Genomic DNA, 19,304 nt, shown 5'->3' on the forward strand with positions numbered 1-19,304 from the left:
AATGGCGCTTGCTACAGGTAACGCCAGGTAAGCAATACGTCGGCAGGTGCTACAGCCGCCCCATCCGCTATTCCCTCTTCATCTTCCGCTTCACCTCATCTCCAGCCGGTGGCACTTCCCGCCCCGGCTGCTCGCTCCGCTACCTGTCTGTGAATTTCAGCGGGTGGCTTTCGTTGGTACCCAAATTTCGGTCGCGGGACAATCCGGGGGCAATCCATGGAGAAAACCCGTGCTCAGACGACACCGAAAGCATCTCGGCGTGTTCGTGATCCTGGCAACGATGGCAGGAGTGATCAGCTTCTGCTGGGGTAGTGGCACACCTCAACCCAGCCGATCATCTCTCACACCAAACACCGCCACCGCGCAGAGCGAAACCGAGAAGGACCGAGCGATGACCACTTCCCTTACCGACTTCTTCCCTGAAAACTCGAAATGGAGCCCGCCCGAGAGCTTCATCAAGGAATCCCGACCCATCCACCAGGTGAAAAAACTCATCATCAAAGGTGCAGTTGATGTCGTGTTCTTTCGCGATCAAACCCCGCGCCTGGTAGTGGCTGGGGAAACAAAAGAAGCCGTCGAGCGCGTTCATACCACCCTGTCGGGCGACAAGCTGGTCATCGAGCAGGAAGGTAACGTGATCATCGCCGGAGGTGGAAGCATCAACGTTTCCGGCAACGGAAACATCGTGGTCGGCCGCGACATCCGTATCAACGGCGTGCAAATGCAGTTCAACGGCCCGGTGGGCTCCATCGACATCAAAGGTGCCTCGATTGGTACCGGCCGCGTTCTGGTTGCCATCAGCCTGCCGATCGCCCCTCGTGTCCGGGTAAAAGGCAGCGGAGACATCACTCTCTACGGCCTGCAGCAAGATGAGTTCGAAGCGAGTGTCCAGGGCTCGGGCGATGTGACTGTGCAAGGCACGGTACAGAGCCTTGAAGTCGAGGTTGCAGGTTCCGGCGACGTCGACGCCCGTGAACTTACTGCGGCAACGGTGGACCTGAGTGTTGCCGGATCGGGTGACATCAGCGCCTATGCCAGTCAGTCGGCCCGCGCCCGGGTGGCGGGCTCCGGCGACATCGTGGTGTACGGGAACCCTGCCCAACGCGATCACCGTGTCGCCGGCTCCGGCAAGATCAAGTTCAAGTAAACCCGGCCCAGAGGAACAGAACCATGAACAATACCCTGACTTTGGCCCGGGACCGAGCCAATGACTTCGCCCGACTCCACCTGCAGGAGTGTGCAGTTGAGTTGCTGCGCTGGAAAAAGACCTCACTCCTCCCCACCGATGGCCGCGTTCGGGAATTGGCGAAACTCTGCTCCGAGATCGCTGGCCCCGCTGCATCGCTGAGTCTTGCCGAAGCTACTGTTTACGACCTCGCCCTTCAGGCGCTTAGTACGCCAGATTTCCCAACCAACGCGCCCCCGATCTCGTCTCTAGATCTGCAGTCGAAGGAGTCCGTTACTTCGCCTCTCCTACCAAAGTCCGACCTACGCCAGATAGAACTTGAATCACTGGATGACCCAGGTCGTGTGCTTTTCTTGAACTTCGACATGCCAGGGCTCTCCGTTCGTTACGCCGGTCAAGGCGAGGTGAAGGTGAGCATGCTGGCAGGGAATGCGCTCCTCCCGATCAGCAAGCAGGACTTCTGGACCAATGTTTCCCACCATTCCTTGGCCGCAGCGCTCATCGTCCTCAAACTCCACCGGCCACAGTCAAGCAATGTCCAACTGAAGGACATCCTGACAATCCTTAGCGATCTGGAAAAGATGCTGGCGCTGGTCAACTCTGCTCCTCAGATGCACGCCGACGTTGCCAGATGGACAGACTGGCTCCACTCCTATCTTTGGTACTGGAAAGGGGAAGAGCAGGGAGAGTGGGCTACCCGCCGCTACAAAGCATTGCATCAAGGTCTGGTAACCAAGTTGACCGAGGTCCTCGATTCAATTGCTCAAGAACCAAATGTCTGTCGCTACGCGATCGATACCGATGGTGACGGGGCCGTCGTATCCCAGAGCCAAGTCGAAGTTCAGGCCTCACCTTCGGTCGTGAGCAGAGAGAACATCGACCGCGCGCCAGCGGATCAGTCTCAAAGACCGAGGTTGGAGTCAGTCGAGGAAGGTCCAATTCAGCGGGCGCTGGAGATCATCAACTGGATTTCTTGCCGGTCGGACATCGCGCCAAAAGACATGACTCGGCTTGAACGCTCAAGCGAAGAACTGACTGCATTGCTTGCCACGATTTCGCAGGCCGAAGCCCAGCCTACCTGAGCAGGGGCCTGGTTCTGGCACACCCCGAGGACGCCGATGATTGCTTCCGTGACATCCCATTCCTCCACCTCTTCAGGAACTGCAAGCGATGAGTAACGAAACGGAAAGCCCGATACCGGCGACCCTCCCCCAGCAGCCGGAGGTTCTCGCGTACCTCAACTACCACAAGCAGGACGTCGCCGGCCTTTCCTTCTCGCCACTTTCAGGGCGGTGCAAGCAGCTGATGGCCGTTGAGCAGTACCACCAGAGTGTGGATGCCCTGACGTCCCAGCTGGACATCGCTTTGCAGGACCTGGCTACGGCTCAAGCCGAGCTGCAGCGTAACAAGGTCACCATTGCTGGGATGAATGAGGCCCATGCCAAGCTCGCAGGGTTGTATGAGGGGGCTCTCTCGCAGATCAAGACGCTTACTGCCACGCCCACCTTCAACCTGTGCCGCTGCGGCGATCAACGTCTTCCGGCCGTGACCCTGGAACGCAACTCCCTGGGACCTTTCTGGAAAGCTGCATGCCCCGCCTGCAAGCATTCGGTATCGACCTTCACCGAGCCCGGCCTCGTCCAGCTGTGGAACGCACTGTCCAAGGTGCCCAGGCCCATACCTGCACCCACCGACGTAGAAGGGCATGTCGGTTTGGTCACCTACACCGCCTTCTGGAACACCTACGTGTCCGGCTACGAGGATGGGAAGCAGGACTCAAGGGCCAGCAACTGCGCGAAGTACAACCCAAGCGGGGCAGCTCACAAGTCCATGGCCCTGCTCGCCAGCCTGGCCCAAGCGGAGCAGAACGCCCATGAGTGAGACCCAGCACAACCTGAGCACATCGGCCGGCGGCCGCGGCTACCTGGTGGATTACTTCCAGACCAAACTCGGGCGCTACGACTTCACCCGATACATCCGCGATCGCCTGGCTGCTGATTTCGCCTGCATTTTGTCCCAGCACCTGACAAAAGAGCAGGCCGAAACCGACACCATGCGCGCGGAGCTGCAGGCGCTGCGCGCGGATCGGACGGCAGGTTGGCGTTGCTTCCATTGTGGCGAGCACTTCCTCGACGAGGCCGCTGCCGCCCTTCACTTCGGCACTCATGAGATGCAATCGCCGGCCTGCCTTATCGACGTGGCGGAGTACCGCGAGATGGAAGCACGTATGCGCAGCTACAACGACGAGGATGCCGAAATCCACCGAGCAATGGCGCGCCAGCGAACCCAACATCAGCTCGAACTTCGCCGGGCTGAAGAGCAGGGCTATTCCCGGGGCCTTAAGGACGCCGCGGATGCCATGGAGCGCCAGCAAAGCTTGCATCAACTTGAGCTAAGCCGCGCTGAAGGGCTGGGTTATTCCCGGGGCCTCAAGGAGGCTACGGAGCAGATCCTCGACAAGCAAATGCAGGAGGACTAGCAAATGAGCCGGAAACAAACCGCCGAAGACAAAATCGCCAAGGTACTGGACTCGTATCACGCCTACCTGAAGGAATGGAAGTACGACGAAAAAAAGTCCCTCTTTTCTTCTGGCGGGTGGGTTTTCAAGGGCAAGAACCACACCGCCCACGAAATGAACAGCAAGATCCTCGCCCGCCGAAATCAGGACGTGCAGAAGATCCTCAAGATCACTTCCGAATCGAACGCCGGCACGGGTGACACCTCGCTCTCTGCACAGTGACAGGCGCGCCAGCATCTCTTCATTCCCAATCTCGTGGAGCCAACATGTCTTTCATCCCATCCCCCTCGAAATCCGGTGGCCGAACCGAAGCCCACGCAACACCGCAAGCCATGGGCCTTGCCATGAACGGCTATGAGATCCGAAATGCTCTGGAGTTCCTGGCCCCTGAGCGCACCCCTGAGCAGATGAGCCACCGACTGGTTATCGAACTGCACTCCGAAGCTCAGGAGATCCGCTGTCCAGAGTCCGGCCTTTACGCGCGCCACGAGAGATTCCCAGAGGACATCGCCATCTACCTGGTTGACCATGAGCCCGCCCAGGTGCTGCCCACCCAGGGTATGGCGCCGTACGACAAGGACGATCCCGATGCTGACGATCAACCTCGAAATGTGCCCAGCCTCGTGCTGAACGGCTATCAGTTGCTGAACGCCATCGAGTTCCTGGCCCCGGACAACACTCCTGAGCAGTTCGAGCAGACGCTGGTGATCGAGCTGCATGAGCAGGACGAGGACTTCCCTATGGCAGGCTTGTACGCCTACCACGAGGAGTGCCCTGAGGAAGGGGCAATACTGCTGCTCGACCACCAGGAAGGAGTGCCGGCTGGAGGTGGTAAAGAGGACACCTACGAGACCAAGATTGCGAAAACCCTCGAGCTAGTGAAACAGGCTGCAGATGCCATCCAGGTTTTCACCGGGCACGACAGCGGCGCGAATCTGCGGCACCACTATGGCGAGAAATGGTGGGAGAAGTTGGACGACTTGCGCGACAAACTGCGCGCAATCGGGAAGAGCCTCCCGCTCGCCCACTCCGACCAGTTGCTGGCGCTCGACAAGCAGTGCCGGGATGATGTCGGTCGCGCCTTGGGGCTCATCCCTTCGGAAGATCGTGGTTTTGCTTGGTCCTATCTGCTTGCCGCAATCAAAAAAGTAGTGGGCTCACACGTCCTGTCCTCAATCAAAACGGCAGTTGAGCAAGCTGGCGCGCATGAGGCAGTTCAGGATCAACGCCCTTCTGATTGGTCGCGCTTCGATCCAACCTTCGTCATCGAGTATCTGCGCGAGAGCAGCACCTTCGATGCTGACCTCATCGGGAAAATGTTGGAGTACGCCACTCGCCCTGTCGAAGCCGGGCAAACCTCCCCTACCCCTGTGCTTGGGTGTGATTACCGAGGCAAACATTTCGGAGCCCCGTATCTGGATGCCCAGTGCCAGAACGGCTACCTCTGGGACGAGGATAGCTGCGATGAGCCTGGTGGTCCGCTGCTCAACGGCGGTGATATTCCGTGCCCCAAATGCAATGCCGCGGAGCACGCGGAATACCTGCGCCTGGACGAGGACGAAAATACCAGCCCGGTGCCTGTTGGCGATATCGAGCTGGCACGCAAGCTGTTCGAAGAAATGGCACTCATTGCGGATGACGAGAAATGCATCCACATGCTAGCCGGCGCACTTTCCAAAGCACAGCCCCTGGCACCTCGCGACGACATTCTCTCCCGAATGAGCGAACTGGAGTCCGTCGCCAAAGAAGGCAGGCCGAAGAAGATCGTTGTCCGACTGAAGCATCCCGACAGCGAACCCACCGGCTGCAGCAGCCTGCTCAACTACCACGAACCGACGCGCCAGCAGTTGATTACTGCCGGCATCCCGCTGAGTCGGCACACTCGGAATCCTATCGTTAGTTTCGGGATGATCGGGTGCAAGACGACGGTCGATGGTGCTATCGAATACACCTGGGGGGAATCCCAGGAGGTCCTGCTCGACAAATCCATCCCGGCTGTAGACATGACACGCCCGGCCTGGCTGATTCCGGAACTCAAACCTGACGTTGTGGGTGCTCTGCTGCTGGGAGGCATCAGCGGCTCGGAGTACGGCGACAACGACATTCAGGTTGACTCCAAGGTCGTCGAGCGGCTCCAGGCCGAACGTGTAACCACCGAAGACGATGTAGTGGTCGAGCTGGTAACTGCCGACCAGTACATTCGCGACGTCGCTGGTCTGCAAGCACGTGTGGATCTCTTCGACCGCCTGGCGGTCGCCAACAAGGCCCTGGCCGACTCGTTCCAAGCTGAACGGGACACTGCCCTGGCCAGCCAGGCGGCTCAAGACCGCGTGATCCCGGCGAACTGGAAGATCGAACGTACCGGCGAGCGCATCATCGTCCAGCACCAGCACAACGGTGCCGGCTATGCCGCTTCCCGTGAGGGTAAATCCGGTATTGCCGAGTCGGTACTGTTCCTCCTCGCTTCCGACCTGGTTGGTGATGGCGTTGTCGCCCAGGAGGACGAGGCATGAAGCGCCGTCCAACTGGGTTCGTTGCGACCTGCCAGTGCGGCGTTGTCGTTGGTGCGATGGACATCAATCGCACTGAGCGAGCGGATGCGGGCAGGCTGCTCGGCAAATGGCTGTACGACGGTTGCACCGTCGAACCGCGCTTCGCCGGCACCTGGTCCGCGGAAATCGGTCCGTGTAAGTGCCCCAAGGCAGAAGGAGAGCAGCATGAATAAGGTGCAACGCTACAGCGTGGATGCCAGGCATCTGCACCCAAAAGGCTTCCTGACCGGCCAGGGTATTGGTGAGGTCGTCTACGTCGAAGAGTTCGATAAGGTAGCCGGCGAATCCCAGGCAAACGCCAATGCGCTCGCAGCGGCACAGAAAGAGATTGCCACTCTCCGCGCCATGCTGGGGATGACACCGGAGTGGATGGCCCTCAATGGCCCGGGGCAGGTCAAACAAGGGGACACGCTTCGCTTTAAGGTCGGTGACAGCGAGATCGAAGCGCAAGCGCAACTGGTACTTCACGAGGGAACCGGCCGCGAGGAAATCGTCTACAACCGTGGGAAAAACCACTATTTCATCACCGGCATGGCCGTCGATGGCACCAGCTCTCACAAGAGCGTCATGGTGAAGTGCGGCCAGGCCCGAACGGGTAATGAACAGCTTCTGCGTCGACTTGGACAGGTCATCGCCTGGCAATGCTTCGGCGACTGCAGGATGTTCAGCGAAGAAGCAGTGCCGACCCCTGCGGAGGTCATTGCAGAGCTGGACGCTGTACTGAAGGGCGCGGAGTCCGGCCATGCCTGAGAAGCTGAAGCCGGTTTGTCATCGTGCGTTCTTCCAGAGCGCTCCCCAGCACTGGGGACCATGCAGCAAGGAGCACCATGACATGGTCAAGGCCAACCCGAAGGAATGGCCCGACTACGAGACTCAGGAGCTCTACGTCATCCCCGCCGACCAGATGCTGGTGCCTAGGGACCTGTTGGAGCGTGTGACGAAGGATTATTCGGGGAAACCGAACTGGGACGCCCTGGAGCCTGATCGCCTGGCAGCAGTGGAAGAGCTCAAGGCCTGGCTTAAGCCATCTTAACCACCCTTTCACCTCACCATCATGCGCCCTTCACTTCCCAATGTCGGGCGTTATTGTCTAACCCTATCCAACAGGAGAAGCACGATGGATCTTGACCAACTGCTTGATGCAATCCGCGCTTACTACGGCGATACCAGCCGCAGTCGCAAGGCCACCCGCGAAGGTCTTGAAGAAGCCCAGAGCGAAATCGAAACCCTGATCGACAGCTTGGCTGACTAGACAAAGGCCTACCGGCGGCTTCTGGCACGCACTGATCAAATTGAAGATGGGCTGAAGTCAAATCACTCCAGGAGAACCCCGACAGTGCATCACGCCCCTGAAACCGCCTCCCTCACGGCCATGACGGAGTCCCAAGTGCTGGCATGGATCGACGAGCAGACCTGCTATTCGGACCTGCACAAGCCAACCCCGTCGAACTTGCTGTATTTCGCACGCACCAGGGGGAATGCCAACCTGACGGACATCGATGAACGCCGGTGGGTGCTGTCCCATACCCCGGCCGGATACGAGTTGAAGTGCCTGGACTAACGGCTTCCCCGCCTGAGCCTGCCAGGTAAAACAGGCCCGATACCCTTGGCAGTTCGTCACGGCTCTGCCAGGGGGCATCGGAGAGAGAGTTGAATCGCGGTACCAGCTCGTTCTCCCATGCAGCCCGGAAAATTAGTTCGCCCTGCAGGGCGTAATGGAGCCCCTATGGCATTCGAATATGTGCGCCAGCACTACCAAGTCCCAGCATGCGTTGGCCGGCGCGTTACCGCTTACGGTGAACCAGGCACGATCATGGCGGACCGCGGCCATTACATCGGCGTGGTTTTGGATAGCGACCCGAAGAAGCGGATTCGGAATTACCACCCCACGGACGAGATGGTGTACGGGGAAGTTACGAATGACCTCCCCCTCCGCCAGTTTGAAGTCCTGATCTGGGGGAGCAATTGGTGGGATTCTGCACGGCAAACCATGCAAGTTTGGGCTGCCAACCATGCCCAGGCCAAATACAAGGCGTACCAGGAACTGGATGACTGTTTCGAGGACGCAACTGCGATGTTCGGCTTCAAAGCCCGGCTGGCCTGATCATGCAAGTCAACGCGCGCGAATGCGAGGCCGCAGGGCTTGATCCGAAGGAGGTCCGCAGGATAGCTGCCGGTCTGAGCCGTTATGCCCGCGAGGCTGCAGCTCTGGGGTTGGAGATCTTCGGCGGTTCAGGAACAGGTGACCTTCGTACCGAAGCAGACGCCCGACGCGCAGGACTGATTCTGGCACGCCTGGATGGATCGTTTAATGGTGGTGACGGTGCATCGGATTACGACGAGGACGGACTTCTCCGGGGCGAAAGCTGAGTACCGCGCGCCAATCAGAGGACATGTGCATGAGTGATGCAGCAAAGACCTTACTCCACCACGTGACTGGCTGGCGCTTTAGCGGATGCGCCGATGAGGCGACCCGAGGCTACGCATTCCACGCAGCACGTGCTTGGGCACAGGCGATCATCGCCGGAACCGAATAACGAACCGCTCTGTTCAGGAGCAACCAGAGAGAGAACCGATATGGAACAGCTGACTATCGATGGGAAGCCGGTCGAGAAGACCATCAGCCTTCGTTGCTTCCAGGTTGACGACCATGACTACTACGCCGCAGCTGATGAGGCCGAAGCCCGCAGCCTGCACTGCGACCTCAACGAGATCGAATCTTCGGATGTCGACAGCTGCGCCGAGGTTGTCGGCGAGCTGCTCGACAAACCCTGGCAGGAAGAAGACCAGCCGGGCGTCGTTGTAGGTACGCTACGTCAATGGCTTGCCGAGGCCAAGGAACCTGGCTGGCTGGCCGGTACCGAGTAAGGCGCCGGTCATGACCACCGAAACCCATCGGGACTATCCCCCACTGGAATGCCCTCTGTGCGAGCGACTGACGAAGCCGCGCAGCCTGAACAAGGATGGCAGCGTCACCTACAGCTGCCCGCCTGACCATGTGAACCACGGCCAGCGATACACCTGGCGAATCGCAGAAGGCGGTGAACTGGTCGAGAAGCGGTAACGCCCTCCTCTGCCGTGGGCAGAGGAGATTCACCCCGGATGTTTCGGAAAGCACATTGACCTCCATAGCGAGGCGCGGCGCAAGACCGCCAAACAGCGCGCTCCCCCATACACCCAGAACCTTGAGGCACAGAATGAAGATCGATGATTTCCATTGCAAAGGCTGCAACCAGTGGAAAGACGTATTCCAGAAAGGCTCCCAGAAGGGTTACTGCCTGGTTTGCAAGCCGCGCAAAGAAAACAAGGCAAACGGTCGGTAGGCCATCCTTTCAGTCAGGAGATAGAGACATGACGGCATGGCCCGATCCTGCGAGAGCAGTTACAGCCTGGAATCAGCACCATGAGGTCGGCGTTCAAGTGGAGTTCCGTTCCCGGAAAGACGCGGAGCCGGTGGGCACGGTAACCACCGCCCAGGCCGAGGTCCTCCAGGGCCACACTGCCGTGGTATGGCTGGAAGGTGTTTCCGGCTGCGTATCGATCGGCCACTGCACGCCGGTGTAACCCAACCCAGCCGCTGGATAGCTCTCCGCCGCGGCCACTGTCAGAGGTAAAGAGTCGTGGTCAATATCCCGAACGCCGAATACGCCAACCTCGTCGCTCAACGCGATGCTGCTACCAGCGCATTGGAAGCCCTGCAGAAGAGTTTCTGCCTGGAGGAGGTTGGTGATGACACCTCCGAGCAAGCTGCTGCGAAGCGGCAGGCCCGGGCGGTACTGAAAGAGTACAGCACCGCGCCGGAAGAGCCGCACCCGGCTGCCCTGGCTCTGGTCGAGCAAGCTCGCACCTGATCCCACGAACCCGAGGTTAGGAATCCATGAGCAAGCTGTTCAATGCCGAAAAGGTCTTGTGGCTCGCAGCCCAAGAGAAGCCCCTGCATGTATCCCCTAAGGAAGCCGCATGCTTCAGTGACCTGGACGGAATCGTCGAGGAGCGACTCGCCGCCGGCCATTTGGAAAAATGCGGCTCGGACGACTCGGGGGACTACTACCGCTGCACCAGGGCCGGCCTGATCGACCTCTACAAAATGAAGATCGCTTGGCGGAAGAAGAACGGCAAGTCGATCGAAAAGGAAATGGCCAAACTCAACGAACTGCTGGCCAGCGCCAGCTGATCCAACCTGTTCCATCGCCCGCGCCTGCCGGGTCCCCGCCGCAGGCCCGCTACCCCCTCGGGGGTATCGGAGAGTGCGATAACCAGCGTAAGCCGGCCACTCTCCAATACCCCTCACCTCAACCAGGCTGTTCAGGAGCAGATCCATGGCTGTGCCGATTGATTCTATTCAGGTTGGCCGCGTCTTCGAATTCCCAGGCGGCGCACGCCGTGTCGTGAAGCTTTCCCCGCCGCTCGGTACCGGGTTCAACGTGGAGTGGGAGTACGCCGATGGTCAGAAGCGCCAGGGCAAGCACGGCGGTACCCAGTGGGTGCATTACTTCCGGAGGTCTGCGAAACGGGAACTGGTGGTAGACGGCCCCGGCGGTCAAACCCGTGCACTGCGAACTTCCGAAGTTGTTCCTGTCCTGGACGCACCGATCGACGTCTCCATCCATACGACCTGCCCTAGAAAATGGGCCTTCGTGGACCTGGAGACGGGTGAGGTCTGGAAGCACGACGGACAGACGTTCATCCGCGCTTCCACTGATGAGGTAAAATCGGTGACCCGTGCGCTTGGAAGCTGCTGAAAGCTGCCACGTCAGTTCAAATAATTAGAGACGAATCATGCGCAGCATATTCTCAAACCCAATCTTCGAGCTTGTCATTGCCGGCATCGTCATTGCTGCGCTTGCCTCAGGCAGCATGTACATCTGCGCCAACCTGTTCGAAGAGTTCTATCTCCTCGCCCTCAAAAAGGGAGATACGGCATTGGTTGAACGAATCCAGCTCCAGATGGTGTTCGGTGCAGTTTTCAATCTGGTCGTTGTCTATTTTCTGCACAAACTCTACTCGGCCCTATTCCTTAGTGGGGCCAGGCTCAACGGGATGTCTGCCAACAGGGAGCCGATCATCCGATCAGCTCTCAACAAGGTGATGTTTGGCTCCTGCATCTTCGGCATGGCCTCTGTTCTGTCGGTCTTTACTCTGAAGTTCTGGAGGTAATCGCCTTGCGCTGGCAGCTGATTGAAGCAGTAGTTTTGGACAAGCCAGCAGAGGGCGATTCGTGCAACGGGTGCGGTCTCTGCTGTATCGCTCAGGTATGTGACCTCGGTGTCGCGCTTGGTGACGATCGGAACTGCCGTGCATTGATCCAGAATGCGGACAACACCTTTTCCTGCGGCCTGGTGCTCGACCCTTACCGCTACTTGGACGCTGATGCCGTTAAGCCCTGGCGGATCATCGATGAGATGAGCGGGAGCAATGCTGGCGAGGAGGCGCTGAAGAAGATGAACGCCGAGGGCCTCGGCGCGGGGCGAGGCTGCGATACCGATGATGAAGAGGCATCGAAGATCATCGAGGAGGCTCATGCAAACTGGCAGTTGAACCTTCCTTTGCATTGATGCCCTTGTGGCACCCGCCCTCCCCGGTATGGTTGGAATAGGGAGGATCGGAGAGCGGCCTGACCGGAACCCAGTAGCACCGTCCGCGGACACGGCCCCAGGGATGAGGCTGGGATAGCGCAAGATGCGCCCTCGCAGCGGCGGCAGAGAGCGCTGGCAGGTGTCAGCAGGCTGCTCTCCAATCCTCCCCCGATAGCCAGCCCCATACTGGTGACAGTTCATTTCATGCAATCAGGGCCCAATATATGGCACAGAGCCTCGACGAATTCATCGAAGAGATGAAGAAGGACCTGGAGTCCTTCGCCTCGGAATACCGCAAGTCCCACGCGGAAAACCCGGAGCACTTCCCGCTTGTTCTCGACGACAACAACGACGGGCTATGGCTGGAGTTTCTGGTGGACCATGCCACCAAGGATCGTGGTTAGACACATTCCGGCAGCTACTGGTGGCACGCGACAGCTCCAGTAGGATAGACCCATCAACTCAACCATTGGATGGAATAGAAAATGATCGTGAAGGTATCCCTCACCGCCGACGAACTCGCTGACATGGACATGACTGAGCAACAGTTTCATGACCACGTAGTGGCAGCCTTGGATGACGCGCAACCCGATCTGCCCGGGTTCAATGTCGAAGTAGAAATCCAGGACTGACCTATGGCCGCCAAGCAGGAGAAGTCGATCGCTTTCGAAGCAGGCCGCCAGGCCTACCACTGCGGAGTTCCGCTTGAGCAGAGCGCACTCCGCAAACTGCGCATCGGCAGTTCCCAGTACGAAGATTATGTTGACGGCTACGATAGCGCGAAGGCAGCGACCTCAAAGCGCCAGCAGTAATTCTCGGCGACCGCTTAGTAAAAGGCCCCTCAAAATTGAGGGGCCTTTGCGTTATGAAGCCATGCTCCCCTTCCAATTTCGCATGCGAAACTGCCAACAGGGCTCCGGGGCCTCATTTTCACCCAAAATATCCAAGCGGCGGGATAGTGGCACTCCCTCTGGGTCGGGACTATGGCAGCATCTTCTGCCATGGAACACACCACATGAAAACGCTGGATCTTCAAGGCAATCTGCTCAACCTGTACGTGGCCCTGGCAATGGGCGGCTTCGATGAGGCCTCCGGCAGCTGGGCACCATTCGACTATTGGGAAGGCACGATTCGATATCGAGATCAGGAGTTCAGTCCCCTCACTGACATCGCCACTATTTGGCCTGAGGTACTGCGTCTTCGACTTTCGACTCACTACGACGATGATGGGCTCTGGTCAATTTCGTTACCTGGGCAGTCCCCCTCTGCTATCAGGGCAGTTGATCAACCGGCAGGTGAATCCCAAGCTTTCCGCGTCGCAGACCCTATTCACGGTTACTGCCTGGCCATCGTTTGGAATCAGTTCGGTCCCGAGGTTCCAGACGTATTTGAGTCGTCATGGGCAGGCTGTGTCCCTCTGGAGCACTACAATGTTCCGCTCGACACCTCGGTGGACTTTGACGGAGTTGTGCAGCCTCTGCAGGTGCAGAAAGCAGCGGAGATGCTGCGCACATCGCCCCCAGAAGCCAGCCAGGCCGGCCCGCTGATGCAAGCCGCTCAAGTCCTGGGAGTCCAAGTTGTCCAGATCAAACCCCAGGAGCCAGGGCGTCGCTGGTCGATCCAGGTGGGGACCAGGGCTGATAGTCAGATCCTGGCTTCAGCTCTCACCGCTGCTGGTATTGCTGCAGAAGCTGCCTCTCACCACGCCTTCCATGCGGTGTACTTCGAGTACGGGCAGGCCTAGGACACCGGTCTCAACTGCAAAGACCTACTCCAGCAAAAAGCCCCTGCTATGCAGGGGCTTTCTTCGCCGAAACTAGGATTCAAACCAACGGATCTGATGCCGGCGGATCAGCAAACAGAGTGGGCTGCTCTTCTACAGACATGCCTTCCGAAACTTGGAAGTGAATCCCGTCGTAGATAGCCTGAGCCTTCTTCGGACCTATCCCCTTCACCGCACACAACTGCTCCACCGAGGCATTGATCACCGCATGTACGGAACGGAAGTGTTCGAGGAGTTTGCGCGCGGCAACTGGGCCACAGCCATTCAAACCCTCCAGGGTGAATAGAGACTGGCCAACGCCGGCGGGCACCTTACCTTTGCGAGTGGCAGGCACGTAGTCGAGTCCTTCCTGCTCGTGCTTGGCTAGCCGGTAGATTATTCCGGCCGCACGCCTGGGGGCCTTGTACCAGAGCACCGTCTGTTGGAGCACGACTGCCAGGTAACTCAGTGCTCCATCCAGTGCATCAGGATGAATCTGGGCCCTGGTGGAATAGACGTCGCCTTCAATCAGCCAGATTCGGCGCTTGAAGTTCATCATCATCTTGCTGGATTGGTTGATGAATCTGCCATCGGTAACGCTCATGCAGAAGTCGATGGCGGTTTTCCGCTCCAGCACTAGATCGGCGCTCAGGACGTAGTCCCCAACCTCCAGGTTCACGATTTCAACCTCTGCGCCCATCTCGCGCAGGGCATCGGGAATACGTGAAGGGACTTCCCGGGCGTCCACAAAAATCTTGACCATTGCCTTTCCTGACCGAATGTGGGGATCGACCTCAATATAACGGGTGACTCAGCTCTGACCACGTCGAAACGCTGCCCTGGAGAGCAGGCCATTCAAGGCGATAAGCAGTTGCCTGGCAGGCTCGATATTTCTCAGGATAAGGGGTGGCGGCACACTCTCATCACTGTGAAGATCGCTTCATCAACCAAATACGCGCTTAGGAGAGCCCCATGAACACCCTGCCTTCCCCTGTCGAACAACTGGCCAATCTCGGCTACGACCTGGTCAATGGTGCCATGCGCTTTGAGGCCGCGATGTCGATGGGCACCTCGATCATTGTCCGTGACGAAAATGGCAATGACCTGCAGATCAGCAGCAACGAAGGCAAGCTGGTTGTGAGCGCTGCCGCCGGAAAACAAGGGCTGACCGTACCCGCCATGATTGTACGCCGCAACGATCGGCAACCCTGCGACAGCGAAGGTGCGATGAGCGTGCCTCCGGCTCATGTCGCCAAGAAGTCGAATGTGCCGGCGGTCATGCTGCGCCTGCTGGCGCGCAGCCAAAAGTAAACCGGTCTAGAACCGGCCTGGGCCAAGCCAGCATTCGGAGACAAAGCATGCACATCAGCATTTTCCATTCGGTAAAGGCACCCCTGGATGGCCACCGATTCGCCTATGGAACCCTGGCAGAGGACTACCAGGGCGACGACGTGATCGCCAAGGTCGTGTTCTTCAACGGTACCGCCCAGATTGCTGGCCGGTGCAACGTGAACATCAACAAGGGCCAGATGCCCAGTTCCGAGGACATCGTCAAGGCATACGTTGGCCGGCAATTCACCTTGCTGGACAACCAAGCGATCGTCGACGAGTTGCAGACAGCCTTGAAAGCTGAGTCGAAGAAGCGCGCACAGGGTGTAGCGCACATCAATCTCGCAGTTCTCGCAGGCGAGGTGCTGCACTGGCGACAGCTTGGCTGCCTCCCTGAGAGCGGCAAGTTCAGAGATTTGGCCCGCATCTGCGCGGAATATACCAGTAGTGGCTCTGAGTACCAGGAAGCCGAGCGCCTCGTTGAAATCGAAGCGTTGAAGTTTGCCCGGTCGGCTCGGTAAATCGTAGAGGCCCTCAATGCACGTTGACGATGATCTGGCGCTTGACCGGATGGACGACAACCCTCTGGAAATCGACGCTGACGAAGAAGCACTTGATGCCCAGGATGATGAACTGGCATCCACATGGACGGACACCGAGGAGTAATTGATGGCTCGGAAGATAGAGAAAGCGCGCCGGATCGAGGTGTGTGCAGGCTCGGCAGAAATGGTTTGTGTTCCCGCCGACAATTTCGATTTCAACGTGAAGGCCTGCGCAGAAACCCTCGCGGCATTCAAGAGAATTGATCCCACCCTGGCATTCAAGGATTGGGAGGAAGGCACCACCGGATACAGCATTGAGCGGGCGCTCGCTGATGCTGCTCGACGCTGCCGTGTAGTCACGGAGCGTGAAGGAGAAACCAGCTCTCGGCGTGCTGCGCGTCTGAAAGTGTTCCGTCCTGGACAAGACGACCTGGAGTGTGTGAAAGCCTCGGACTACGACAAGGTGGTAAAGGCTTGTGCCGCGGCGGCAAAGATCCTGGCTCGTCTCGACCCAGACCTGAATTTCAGGGACTGGCAGGACGGTTCTGGCCGCATCATAGAGAAGGTCCTCGCCCCTGCCGCACGTAAGTGCAAAGCAGTGGCAGACGCAGAAGCCCTCTGATCTCATTTTGGAAACTGAACTCATGGATGCGAACCTCAATCTCAAAGCGGCCCTGGCGGTCGCCCTCAAGACGGCCGAGACCCAGCGCGCCACAGTACCCGCCTTGCCTGAAGGCTGGATTCAGGCTGCAAGCCAAGCGTTCGCGGCTGATGACAGCCAGGCAATCGAAGCTGCAGCCTTGACCATGATCGATGCGCATTCTGGATACGCTGCCAGCTGGGACAAGCGCCCCTGGCTTGCTGACCTGCGCACCGCGGCGACAGAGCCGCTCGCGCGGCGGCTTGCGAAACGACTGGTTGAAGAGGAAGGCCATGAGCGCGCGCTGCATGCCTACATGCGCCGCACAGGTGCTGATGAGCCTCGAGCTCGCAGCGTACTGGCGAGCTTCTGATCCTCGCACCTGGTGGCACAGTCTGGCCGGCAGTACAAATTCGACAACACTACCGCGGCATAGCTACCTTCCAGAACAGAGGTCTAACGATGATCAACGAAACCACCTATGCAGGGATCACCGTTCCCAAAAGCCTGATGGAACAGTGCAAGGCGCTTATTGCCAACGGAAAGGCGATTGACGCTATCAAGGCTTTCCGTGCTGAGACGGGGTGCAGCCTTCAGAATGCGCGCCGCGCCCTCGAGCTTTGACCAAAGGATCAGCTGCATCATGCGTCCTCAACAGAAAACTGTCCTGGGAAGCCACCCGACCAGCCTGCCGCCACCCAGTGATGACGAACTGGCCGACATGAAGGCCAGCGGCTACTTCCTGGACACCAAGAGATTCCCTTGCGGGCGCGTCGCCGGCGTCATCAAATTCATGTTCACCTACGCCATCGTGGCCGACGTCACCGTAACGAGCTATTCAAGGCGTTGGTGCTATTCCGACCTGATGGCTACCCTCTGCGCCCTAGAGGACTGGGATGACTACGAGACCAGGCCCGAAGGTTGGCATCGAGAGACTCATTCTGGAGAGCGCCGGAGCGCTGACGGGAAGGTCGAGTTCTACTAAGAACGATGGTTGTGGCACCGTTCGACCAGCAAGATCATGGGCGCAGCGTTCCAATCCGCTGTCAAAACAAAAAATCACAAGGAGACTCACATGGAAACCAGGCTCTGGACTGTTGCCCGCTTCCCTGTTGGTAGTTGGACCACAGGTGGAAGGCCAGAGGATTCTGACTACGAATTCAGCGAGGTGTACCAGATCCCGGCGGAGAGCCGGGAGAAGGCCACCAAGAAGGCTCAGGCAGTTCGCTCCCGGCTTAAGAAGAAGGGCCTTCCCTTCCCGACCCAAAAACAACCTTACCGCGAAGATTTCAAGTAGCGGCAGACTGCAGGAAGGAGTTGAGCATGATGGAAGAGTTCAACGGTCGGCCATTGACCGACGAGCTACGCCGGTTGGCCAGGAAAAGCATCGGCGACTGTCAGACCGTCATGGTCCTGGCCGCCGACGCAATCCAGAATCGCACGCCGGCAGACTTCAAAGGCAGACCTCTCCACCTGGCCCTCGGCAGCTTGGCCCATCGGAATATGGGGGATGCCAAGACGGCGATGTTGGTCGCGGCCGATGTACTTGAAGCCAGGCTTACCCAGCCATGACATCTTTCATTGCCGCCGGCGTACGTTAGCCACTCGCAGTTAGGTAGTGGTGGTCGTATCCTCGATGGCTCCATCCCTCAGGAGCCATCATGGAAAGGGAACACTTCCTCGCCCAGCCAGATGTCGAACAATTTGTCCGCTGGCTGACCAACCACCTACCCACTCTCCAAGTACACCTCAAGTGCCTTCCCAGTCAGTTCGTTCCCAGGGGGCTAGATGTGCAAGTTCAAGGCATCGAAGCCGTACAGGGCCAATACCAATGGAAGGGCAAATGGGCAACAGTCAAAGTCCGGCTGGATGCTCTTCGGGAAGACCTCAGATCGGCAGTACAGGCCGAAGACCAGGACGATACGTTCAGCGCCTGTGCCGCCATTCTCGATTGGGGGAATGTGCCGTCTTCGAAGGGCTTTCTCCTGGAACTCAGCCAGAATGGCCAATTGGTCAAGTACCTGACCGACCGGCAACCCCTTTTGAGCCCTGCAGGCACTCAGAAGCTTTCAGATCTCACCAAACAACGGTTCAGCAGATTCAACTCGGGCCTGACTAAAGTCCATGCGCTTTTGGATACGGATGGTTCCCCCATCTATGACGGAAGAGTCGGGGCGGCGATCGCTATGCTCTACCACCTGTATAGGGGTTCGTCAGAGGCTCGGGCCGCCGGCCAGGCTTCGCACCGGATGTTCGGCTGGGGACCGGGGCTCGACGATCCAGAATCTGACAGGATTCGACAGATCCGCAATCCCGCAATGCTCGGGCGCGGTTACAACGGGACTCCCCAGCTCCTCTACCAAAGCCCTCACATTTGGGCGCAGCGCCAGCTGATCCTGGGCTGGATCATGCGAGCCGTGCTCGAGCGGACTACCTTGTTCAAAGGTGAGGACAGTTCCCTGGCTCACCGGTGCCATGCCTTCGAAGCAGGGCTCTTCATGATGGGCTATGACCTTCGCGCGCTGATCCCTGGGGGGTGGTCGATACCTGACCCGAAAAAGAAGGTCTATCGTCGCCGCAGGGATGCTGGCACACCTCTGGTAGCCTGACGATATGACTTGTCCGAACTACTAGATCAGGATCATCAAATGGAATTCCACGAAGTTGTCCGTCTCGTCAGCACCGTTTCCACGCATGCAGCCAAGGTGCTGTCGGAGGCACTGGCCAAACCCCGTGCCGGCGATTGGCTGGCGCTGGTCGACGATGAGGCCCTGCAAGCGCACTCCGCGATGGAGCAAGCCTTGCGGGAGGTGCGCGAATTGAAGCGCAAAGTGAGTGAAGACGCTCCGGAAGAGGCTTACGACTTCCTGAGCCGCTGCGACAACACCTTCGAATACTCGCTGGCCACCATCACTCCTCGCCGTGGAGATGAACCGGCGGAGGCTCATGCTGGCCGTGCAGGATCAGCTAACCGGCAGTTGACCTACCTGGTGAAGCTGGCTGGCGTTTACATCACGGCATGGGATGAGAATGACGCACAGATGCGCGACTACTTCGAAAGTGGTTGCCTCTGCATCCTGAAGGACAAGACCCTGCAGAAAGCGCCAGCCGAAATGTCCAACGAAGACGCAGTGAAGCTCTACATGGACAATTGCAAATGCAGCCGGCACCCGGAGCATGGTCTCCGGAAGGGTTAACC

At 58.6% G+C, this 19,304-nt stretch carries 37 protein-coding genes; 36 read left to right on the forward strand and 1 reads right to left on the reverse strand.

Annotation, left to right across the window (positions count from 1 at the left end):
- Positions 1-229 precede the first annotated feature (229 nt).
- The 25 genes from EKA13_RS03350 (at position 230) to EKA13_RS03450 (ending at position 13,576) form a co-directional block, all read left to right on the forward strand.
- Positions 230-1,147, forward strand: a complete 918-nt coding sequence (locus EKA13_RS03350; protein ID WP_223218634.1) for a head GIN domain-containing protein — start codon at positions 230-232, stop codon at positions 1,145-1,147.
- 23 nt (positions 1,148-1,170) lie between these two features.
- Complete coding sequence (locus EKA13_RS03355; protein WP_019438416.1) at positions 1,171-2,268, forward strand: hypothetical protein; 1,098 nt, start codon at positions 1,171-1,173, stop codon at positions 2,266-2,268.
- An 88-nt stretch (positions 2,269-2,356) separates the two neighbouring features.
- The gene (locus tag EKA13_RS03360; RefSeq protein ID WP_065285175.1) at positions 2,357-3,067 is read left to right on the forward strand and encodes a hypothetical protein; all 711 of its coding nucleotides are present in this window, start codon (positions 2,357-2,359) and stop codon (positions 3,065-3,067) included.
- Entirely contained in the window at positions 3,060-3,665 is a 606-nt protein-coding gene (locus EKA13_RS03365) for a hypothetical protein (protein ID WP_010792845.1), read from the forward strand. Before EKA13_RS03360 ends, EKA13_RS03365 begins: the two co-directional genes overlap by 8 nt.
- Before the next feature lie 3 nt (positions 3,666-3,668).
- Entirely contained in the window at positions 3,669-3,926 is a 258-nt protein-coding gene (locus EKA13_RS03370) for a hypothetical protein (protein WP_010792844.1), read from the forward strand.
- A gap of 44 nt (positions 3,927-3,970) precedes the next feature.
- On the forward strand, positions 3,971-6,217 hold the full coding sequence (locus EKA13_RS03375) for a hypothetical protein (RefSeq protein ID WP_171902179.1): 2,247 nt from the start codon (positions 3,971-3,973) through the stop codon (positions 6,215-6,217).
- Positions 6,214-6,429, forward strand: a complete 216-nt coding sequence (locus EKA13_RS03380; RefSeq protein WP_010792842.1) for a hypothetical protein — start codon at positions 6,214-6,216, stop codon at positions 6,427-6,429. Before EKA13_RS03375 ends, EKA13_RS03380 begins: the two co-directional genes overlap by 4 nt.
- Positions 6,422-7,006: a hypothetical protein gene (locus EKA13_RS03385; RefSeq protein ID WP_010792841.1), complete on the forward strand. Its 585-nt coding sequence runs from the start codon at positions 6,422-6,424 to the stop codon at positions 7,004-7,006. Before EKA13_RS03380 ends, EKA13_RS03385 begins: the two co-directional genes overlap by 8 nt.
- Positions 6,999-7,289 carry a hypothetical protein gene (locus EKA13_RS03390; RefSeq protein WP_019438414.1) on the forward strand — a complete coding sequence of 97 codons (291 nt, stop codon included), beginning with the start codon at positions 6,999-7,001 and terminating at the stop codon, positions 7,287-7,289. Before EKA13_RS03385 ends, EKA13_RS03390 begins: the two co-directional genes overlap by 8 nt.
- A gap of 84 nt (positions 7,290-7,373) precedes the next feature.
- On the forward strand, positions 7,374-7,508 hold the full coding sequence (locus EKA13_RS28585) for a hypothetical protein (protein WP_010792839.1): 135 nt from the start codon (positions 7,374-7,376) through the stop codon (positions 7,506-7,508).
- Between the two features lie 84 nt (positions 7,509-7,592).
- Positions 7,593-7,817, forward strand: coding sequence for a hypothetical protein (locus tag EKA13_RS03395; RefSeq protein ID WP_010792838.1), 225 nt, complete (start codon positions 7,593-7,595; stop codon positions 7,815-7,817).
- A gap of 165 nt (positions 7,818-7,982) precedes the next feature.
- Entirely contained in the window at positions 7,983-8,360 is a 378-nt protein-coding gene (locus tag EKA13_RS03400) for a hypothetical protein (RefSeq protein WP_065285173.1), read from the forward strand.
- 2 nt (positions 8,361-8,362) lie between these two features.
- Positions 8,363-8,626 carry a hypothetical protein gene (locus tag EKA13_RS27780; protein ID WP_060476988.1) on the forward strand — a complete coding sequence of 88 codons (264 nt, stop codon included), beginning with the start codon at positions 8,363-8,365 and terminating at the stop codon, positions 8,624-8,626.
- A 207-nt stretch (positions 8,627-8,833) separates the two neighbouring features.
- Positions 8,834-9,124 carry a hypothetical protein gene (locus tag EKA13_RS03405; RefSeq protein WP_065285172.1) on the forward strand — a complete coding sequence of 97 codons (291 nt, stop codon included), beginning with the start codon at positions 8,834-8,836 and terminating at the stop codon, positions 9,122-9,124.
- Between the two features lie 10 nt (positions 9,125-9,134).
- Positions 9,135-9,320, forward strand: a complete 186-nt coding sequence (locus tag EKA13_RS03410; protein ID WP_010792835.1) for a hypothetical protein — start codon at positions 9,135-9,137, stop codon at positions 9,318-9,320.
- 287 nt (positions 9,321-9,607) lie between these two features.
- On the forward strand, positions 9,608-9,820 hold the full coding sequence (locus EKA13_RS03415) for a hypothetical protein (protein WP_065285171.1): 213 nt from the start codon (positions 9,608-9,610) through the stop codon (positions 9,818-9,820).
- Positions 9,821-9,876: 56 nt separating this feature from the next.
- Positions 9,877-10,107 (forward strand): hypothetical protein, encoded by a 231-nt coding sequence (locus tag EKA13_RS03420; protein WP_010792832.1) that lies wholly within the window; start codon positions 9,877-9,879, stop codon positions 10,105-10,107.
- Positions 10,108-10,133: 26 nt separating this feature from the next.
- Positions 10,134-10,430, forward strand: coding sequence for a hypothetical protein (locus tag EKA13_RS03425; protein WP_010792831.1), 297 nt, complete (start codon positions 10,134-10,136; stop codon positions 10,428-10,430).
- 145 nt (positions 10,431-10,575) lie between these two features.
- Positions 10,576-10,998 carry a hypothetical protein gene (locus EKA13_RS03430; protein ID WP_010792830.1) on the forward strand — a complete coding sequence of 141 codons (423 nt, stop codon included), beginning with the start codon at positions 10,576-10,578 and terminating at the stop codon, positions 10,996-10,998.
- Between the two features lie 37 nt (positions 10,999-11,035).
- Positions 11,036-11,413, forward strand: coding sequence for a hypothetical protein (locus EKA13_RS03435; RefSeq protein WP_010792829.1), 378 nt, complete (start codon positions 11,036-11,038; stop codon positions 11,411-11,413).
- 5 nt (positions 11,414-11,418) lie between these two features.
- On the forward strand, positions 11,419-11,811 hold the full coding sequence (locus EKA13_RS03440; RefSeq protein ID WP_010792828.1) for a hypothetical protein: 393 nt from the start codon (positions 11,419-11,421) through the stop codon (positions 11,809-11,811).
- A gap of 245 nt (positions 11,812-12,056) precedes the next feature.
- Positions 12,057-12,236, forward strand: a complete 180-nt coding sequence (locus EKA13_RS03445; protein ID WP_010792827.1) for a hypothetical protein — start codon at positions 12,057-12,059, stop codon at positions 12,234-12,236.
- An 81-nt stretch (positions 12,237-12,317) separates the two neighbouring features.
- The gene (locus tag EKA13_RS27785; RefSeq protein WP_010792826.1) at positions 12,318-12,464 is read left to right on the forward strand and encodes a hypothetical protein; all 147 of its coding nucleotides are present in this window, start codon (positions 12,318-12,320) and stop codon (positions 12,462-12,464) included.
- 3 nt (positions 12,465-12,467) lie between these two features.
- Positions 12,468-12,644 (forward strand): hypothetical protein, encoded by a 177-nt coding sequence (locus tag EKA13_RS27790; protein WP_010792825.1) that lies wholly within the window; start codon positions 12,468-12,470, stop codon positions 12,642-12,644.
- 203 nt (positions 12,645-12,847) lie between these two features.
- Entirely contained in the window at positions 12,848-13,576 is a 729-nt protein-coding gene (locus tag EKA13_RS03450) for a hypothetical protein (protein WP_065285170.1), read from the forward strand.
- Between the two features lie 79 nt (positions 13,577-13,655).
- On the opposite strand, the gene EKA13_RS03455 is transcribed toward EKA13_RS03450, so the two are convergent.
- Complete coding sequence (locus EKA13_RS03455) at positions 13,656-14,357, reverse strand: ERCC4 domain-containing protein (protein ID WP_065285169.1); 702 nt, start codon at positions 14,355-14,357, stop codon at positions 13,656-13,658.
- Between the two features lie 209 nt (positions 14,358-14,566).
- Here EKA13_RS03455 and EKA13_RS03460 point away from each other — a divergent pair, with 209 nt between their 5' ends.
- The 11 genes from EKA13_RS03460 to EKA13_RS03500 all read left to right on the forward strand — a co-directional run bounded on the left by EKA13_RS03460 (position 14,567) and on the right by EKA13_RS03500 (position 19,302).
- Positions 14,567-14,905: a hypothetical protein gene (locus EKA13_RS03460; protein WP_065285168.1), complete on the forward strand. Its 339-nt coding sequence runs from the start codon at positions 14,567-14,569 to the stop codon at positions 14,903-14,905.
- Between the two features lie 47 nt (positions 14,906-14,952).
- The gene (locus EKA13_RS03465) at positions 14,953-15,444 is read left to right on the forward strand and encodes a hypothetical protein (RefSeq protein WP_065285167.1); all 492 of its coding nucleotides are present in this window, start codon (positions 14,953-14,955) and stop codon (positions 15,442-15,444) included.
- A gap of 16 nt (positions 15,445-15,460) precedes the next feature.
- Positions 15,461-15,589, forward strand: coding sequence for a hypothetical protein (locus EKA13_RS28590; protein WP_255752582.1), 129 nt, complete (start codon positions 15,461-15,463; stop codon positions 15,587-15,589).
- Positions 15,590-15,592: 3 nt separating this feature from the next.
- The gene (locus EKA13_RS03470; protein WP_065285166.1) at positions 15,593-16,087 is read left to right on the forward strand and encodes a hypothetical protein; all 495 of its coding nucleotides are present in this window, start codon (positions 15,593-15,595) and stop codon (positions 16,085-16,087) included.
- A 22-nt stretch (positions 16,088-16,109) separates the two neighbouring features.
- Positions 16,110-16,478, forward strand: coding sequence for a hypothetical protein (locus EKA13_RS03475; protein ID WP_065285165.1), 369 nt, complete (start codon positions 16,110-16,112; stop codon positions 16,476-16,478).
- A gap of 89 nt (positions 16,479-16,567) precedes the next feature.
- On the forward strand, positions 16,568-16,729 hold the full coding sequence (locus tag EKA13_RS27795) for a hypothetical protein (protein WP_166729443.1): 162 nt from the start codon (positions 16,568-16,570) through the stop codon (positions 16,727-16,729).
- Between the two features lie 19 nt (positions 16,730-16,748).
- Positions 16,749-17,090, forward strand: a complete 342-nt coding sequence (locus EKA13_RS03480) for a hypothetical protein (protein WP_010792816.1) — start codon at positions 16,749-16,751, stop codon at positions 17,088-17,090.
- A gap of 90 nt (positions 17,091-17,180) precedes the next feature.
- Positions 17,181-17,402, forward strand: a complete 222-nt coding sequence (locus tag EKA13_RS03485; RefSeq protein ID WP_043313031.1) for a hypothetical protein — start codon at positions 17,181-17,183, stop codon at positions 17,400-17,402.
- Positions 17,403-17,428: 26 nt separating this feature from the next.
- A complete protein-coding gene (locus EKA13_RS03490; protein ID WP_043313032.1) occupies positions 17,429-17,677 on the forward strand; it encodes a hypothetical protein in 249 nt (82 codons plus the stop codon).
- Between the two features lie 89 nt (positions 17,678-17,766).
- Positions 17,767-18,714: a hypothetical protein gene (locus tag EKA13_RS03495; protein WP_044060659.1), complete on the forward strand. Its 948-nt coding sequence runs from the start codon at positions 17,767-17,769 to the stop codon at positions 18,712-18,714.
- A 39-nt stretch (positions 18,715-18,753) separates the two neighbouring features.
- Positions 18,754-19,302: a hypothetical protein gene (locus tag EKA13_RS03500; protein WP_044060658.1), complete on the forward strand. Its 549-nt coding sequence runs from the start codon at positions 18,754-18,756 to the stop codon at positions 19,300-19,302.
- The last annotated feature ends 2 nt before the right edge of the window (positions 19,303-19,304 follow it).

It is taken from the genome of Pseudomonas defluvii, from assembly GCF_001695625.1.
Lineage (GTDB): Bacteria > Pseudomonadota > Gammaproteobacteria > Pseudomonadales > Pseudomonadaceae > Aquipseudomonas > Aquipseudomonas defluvii.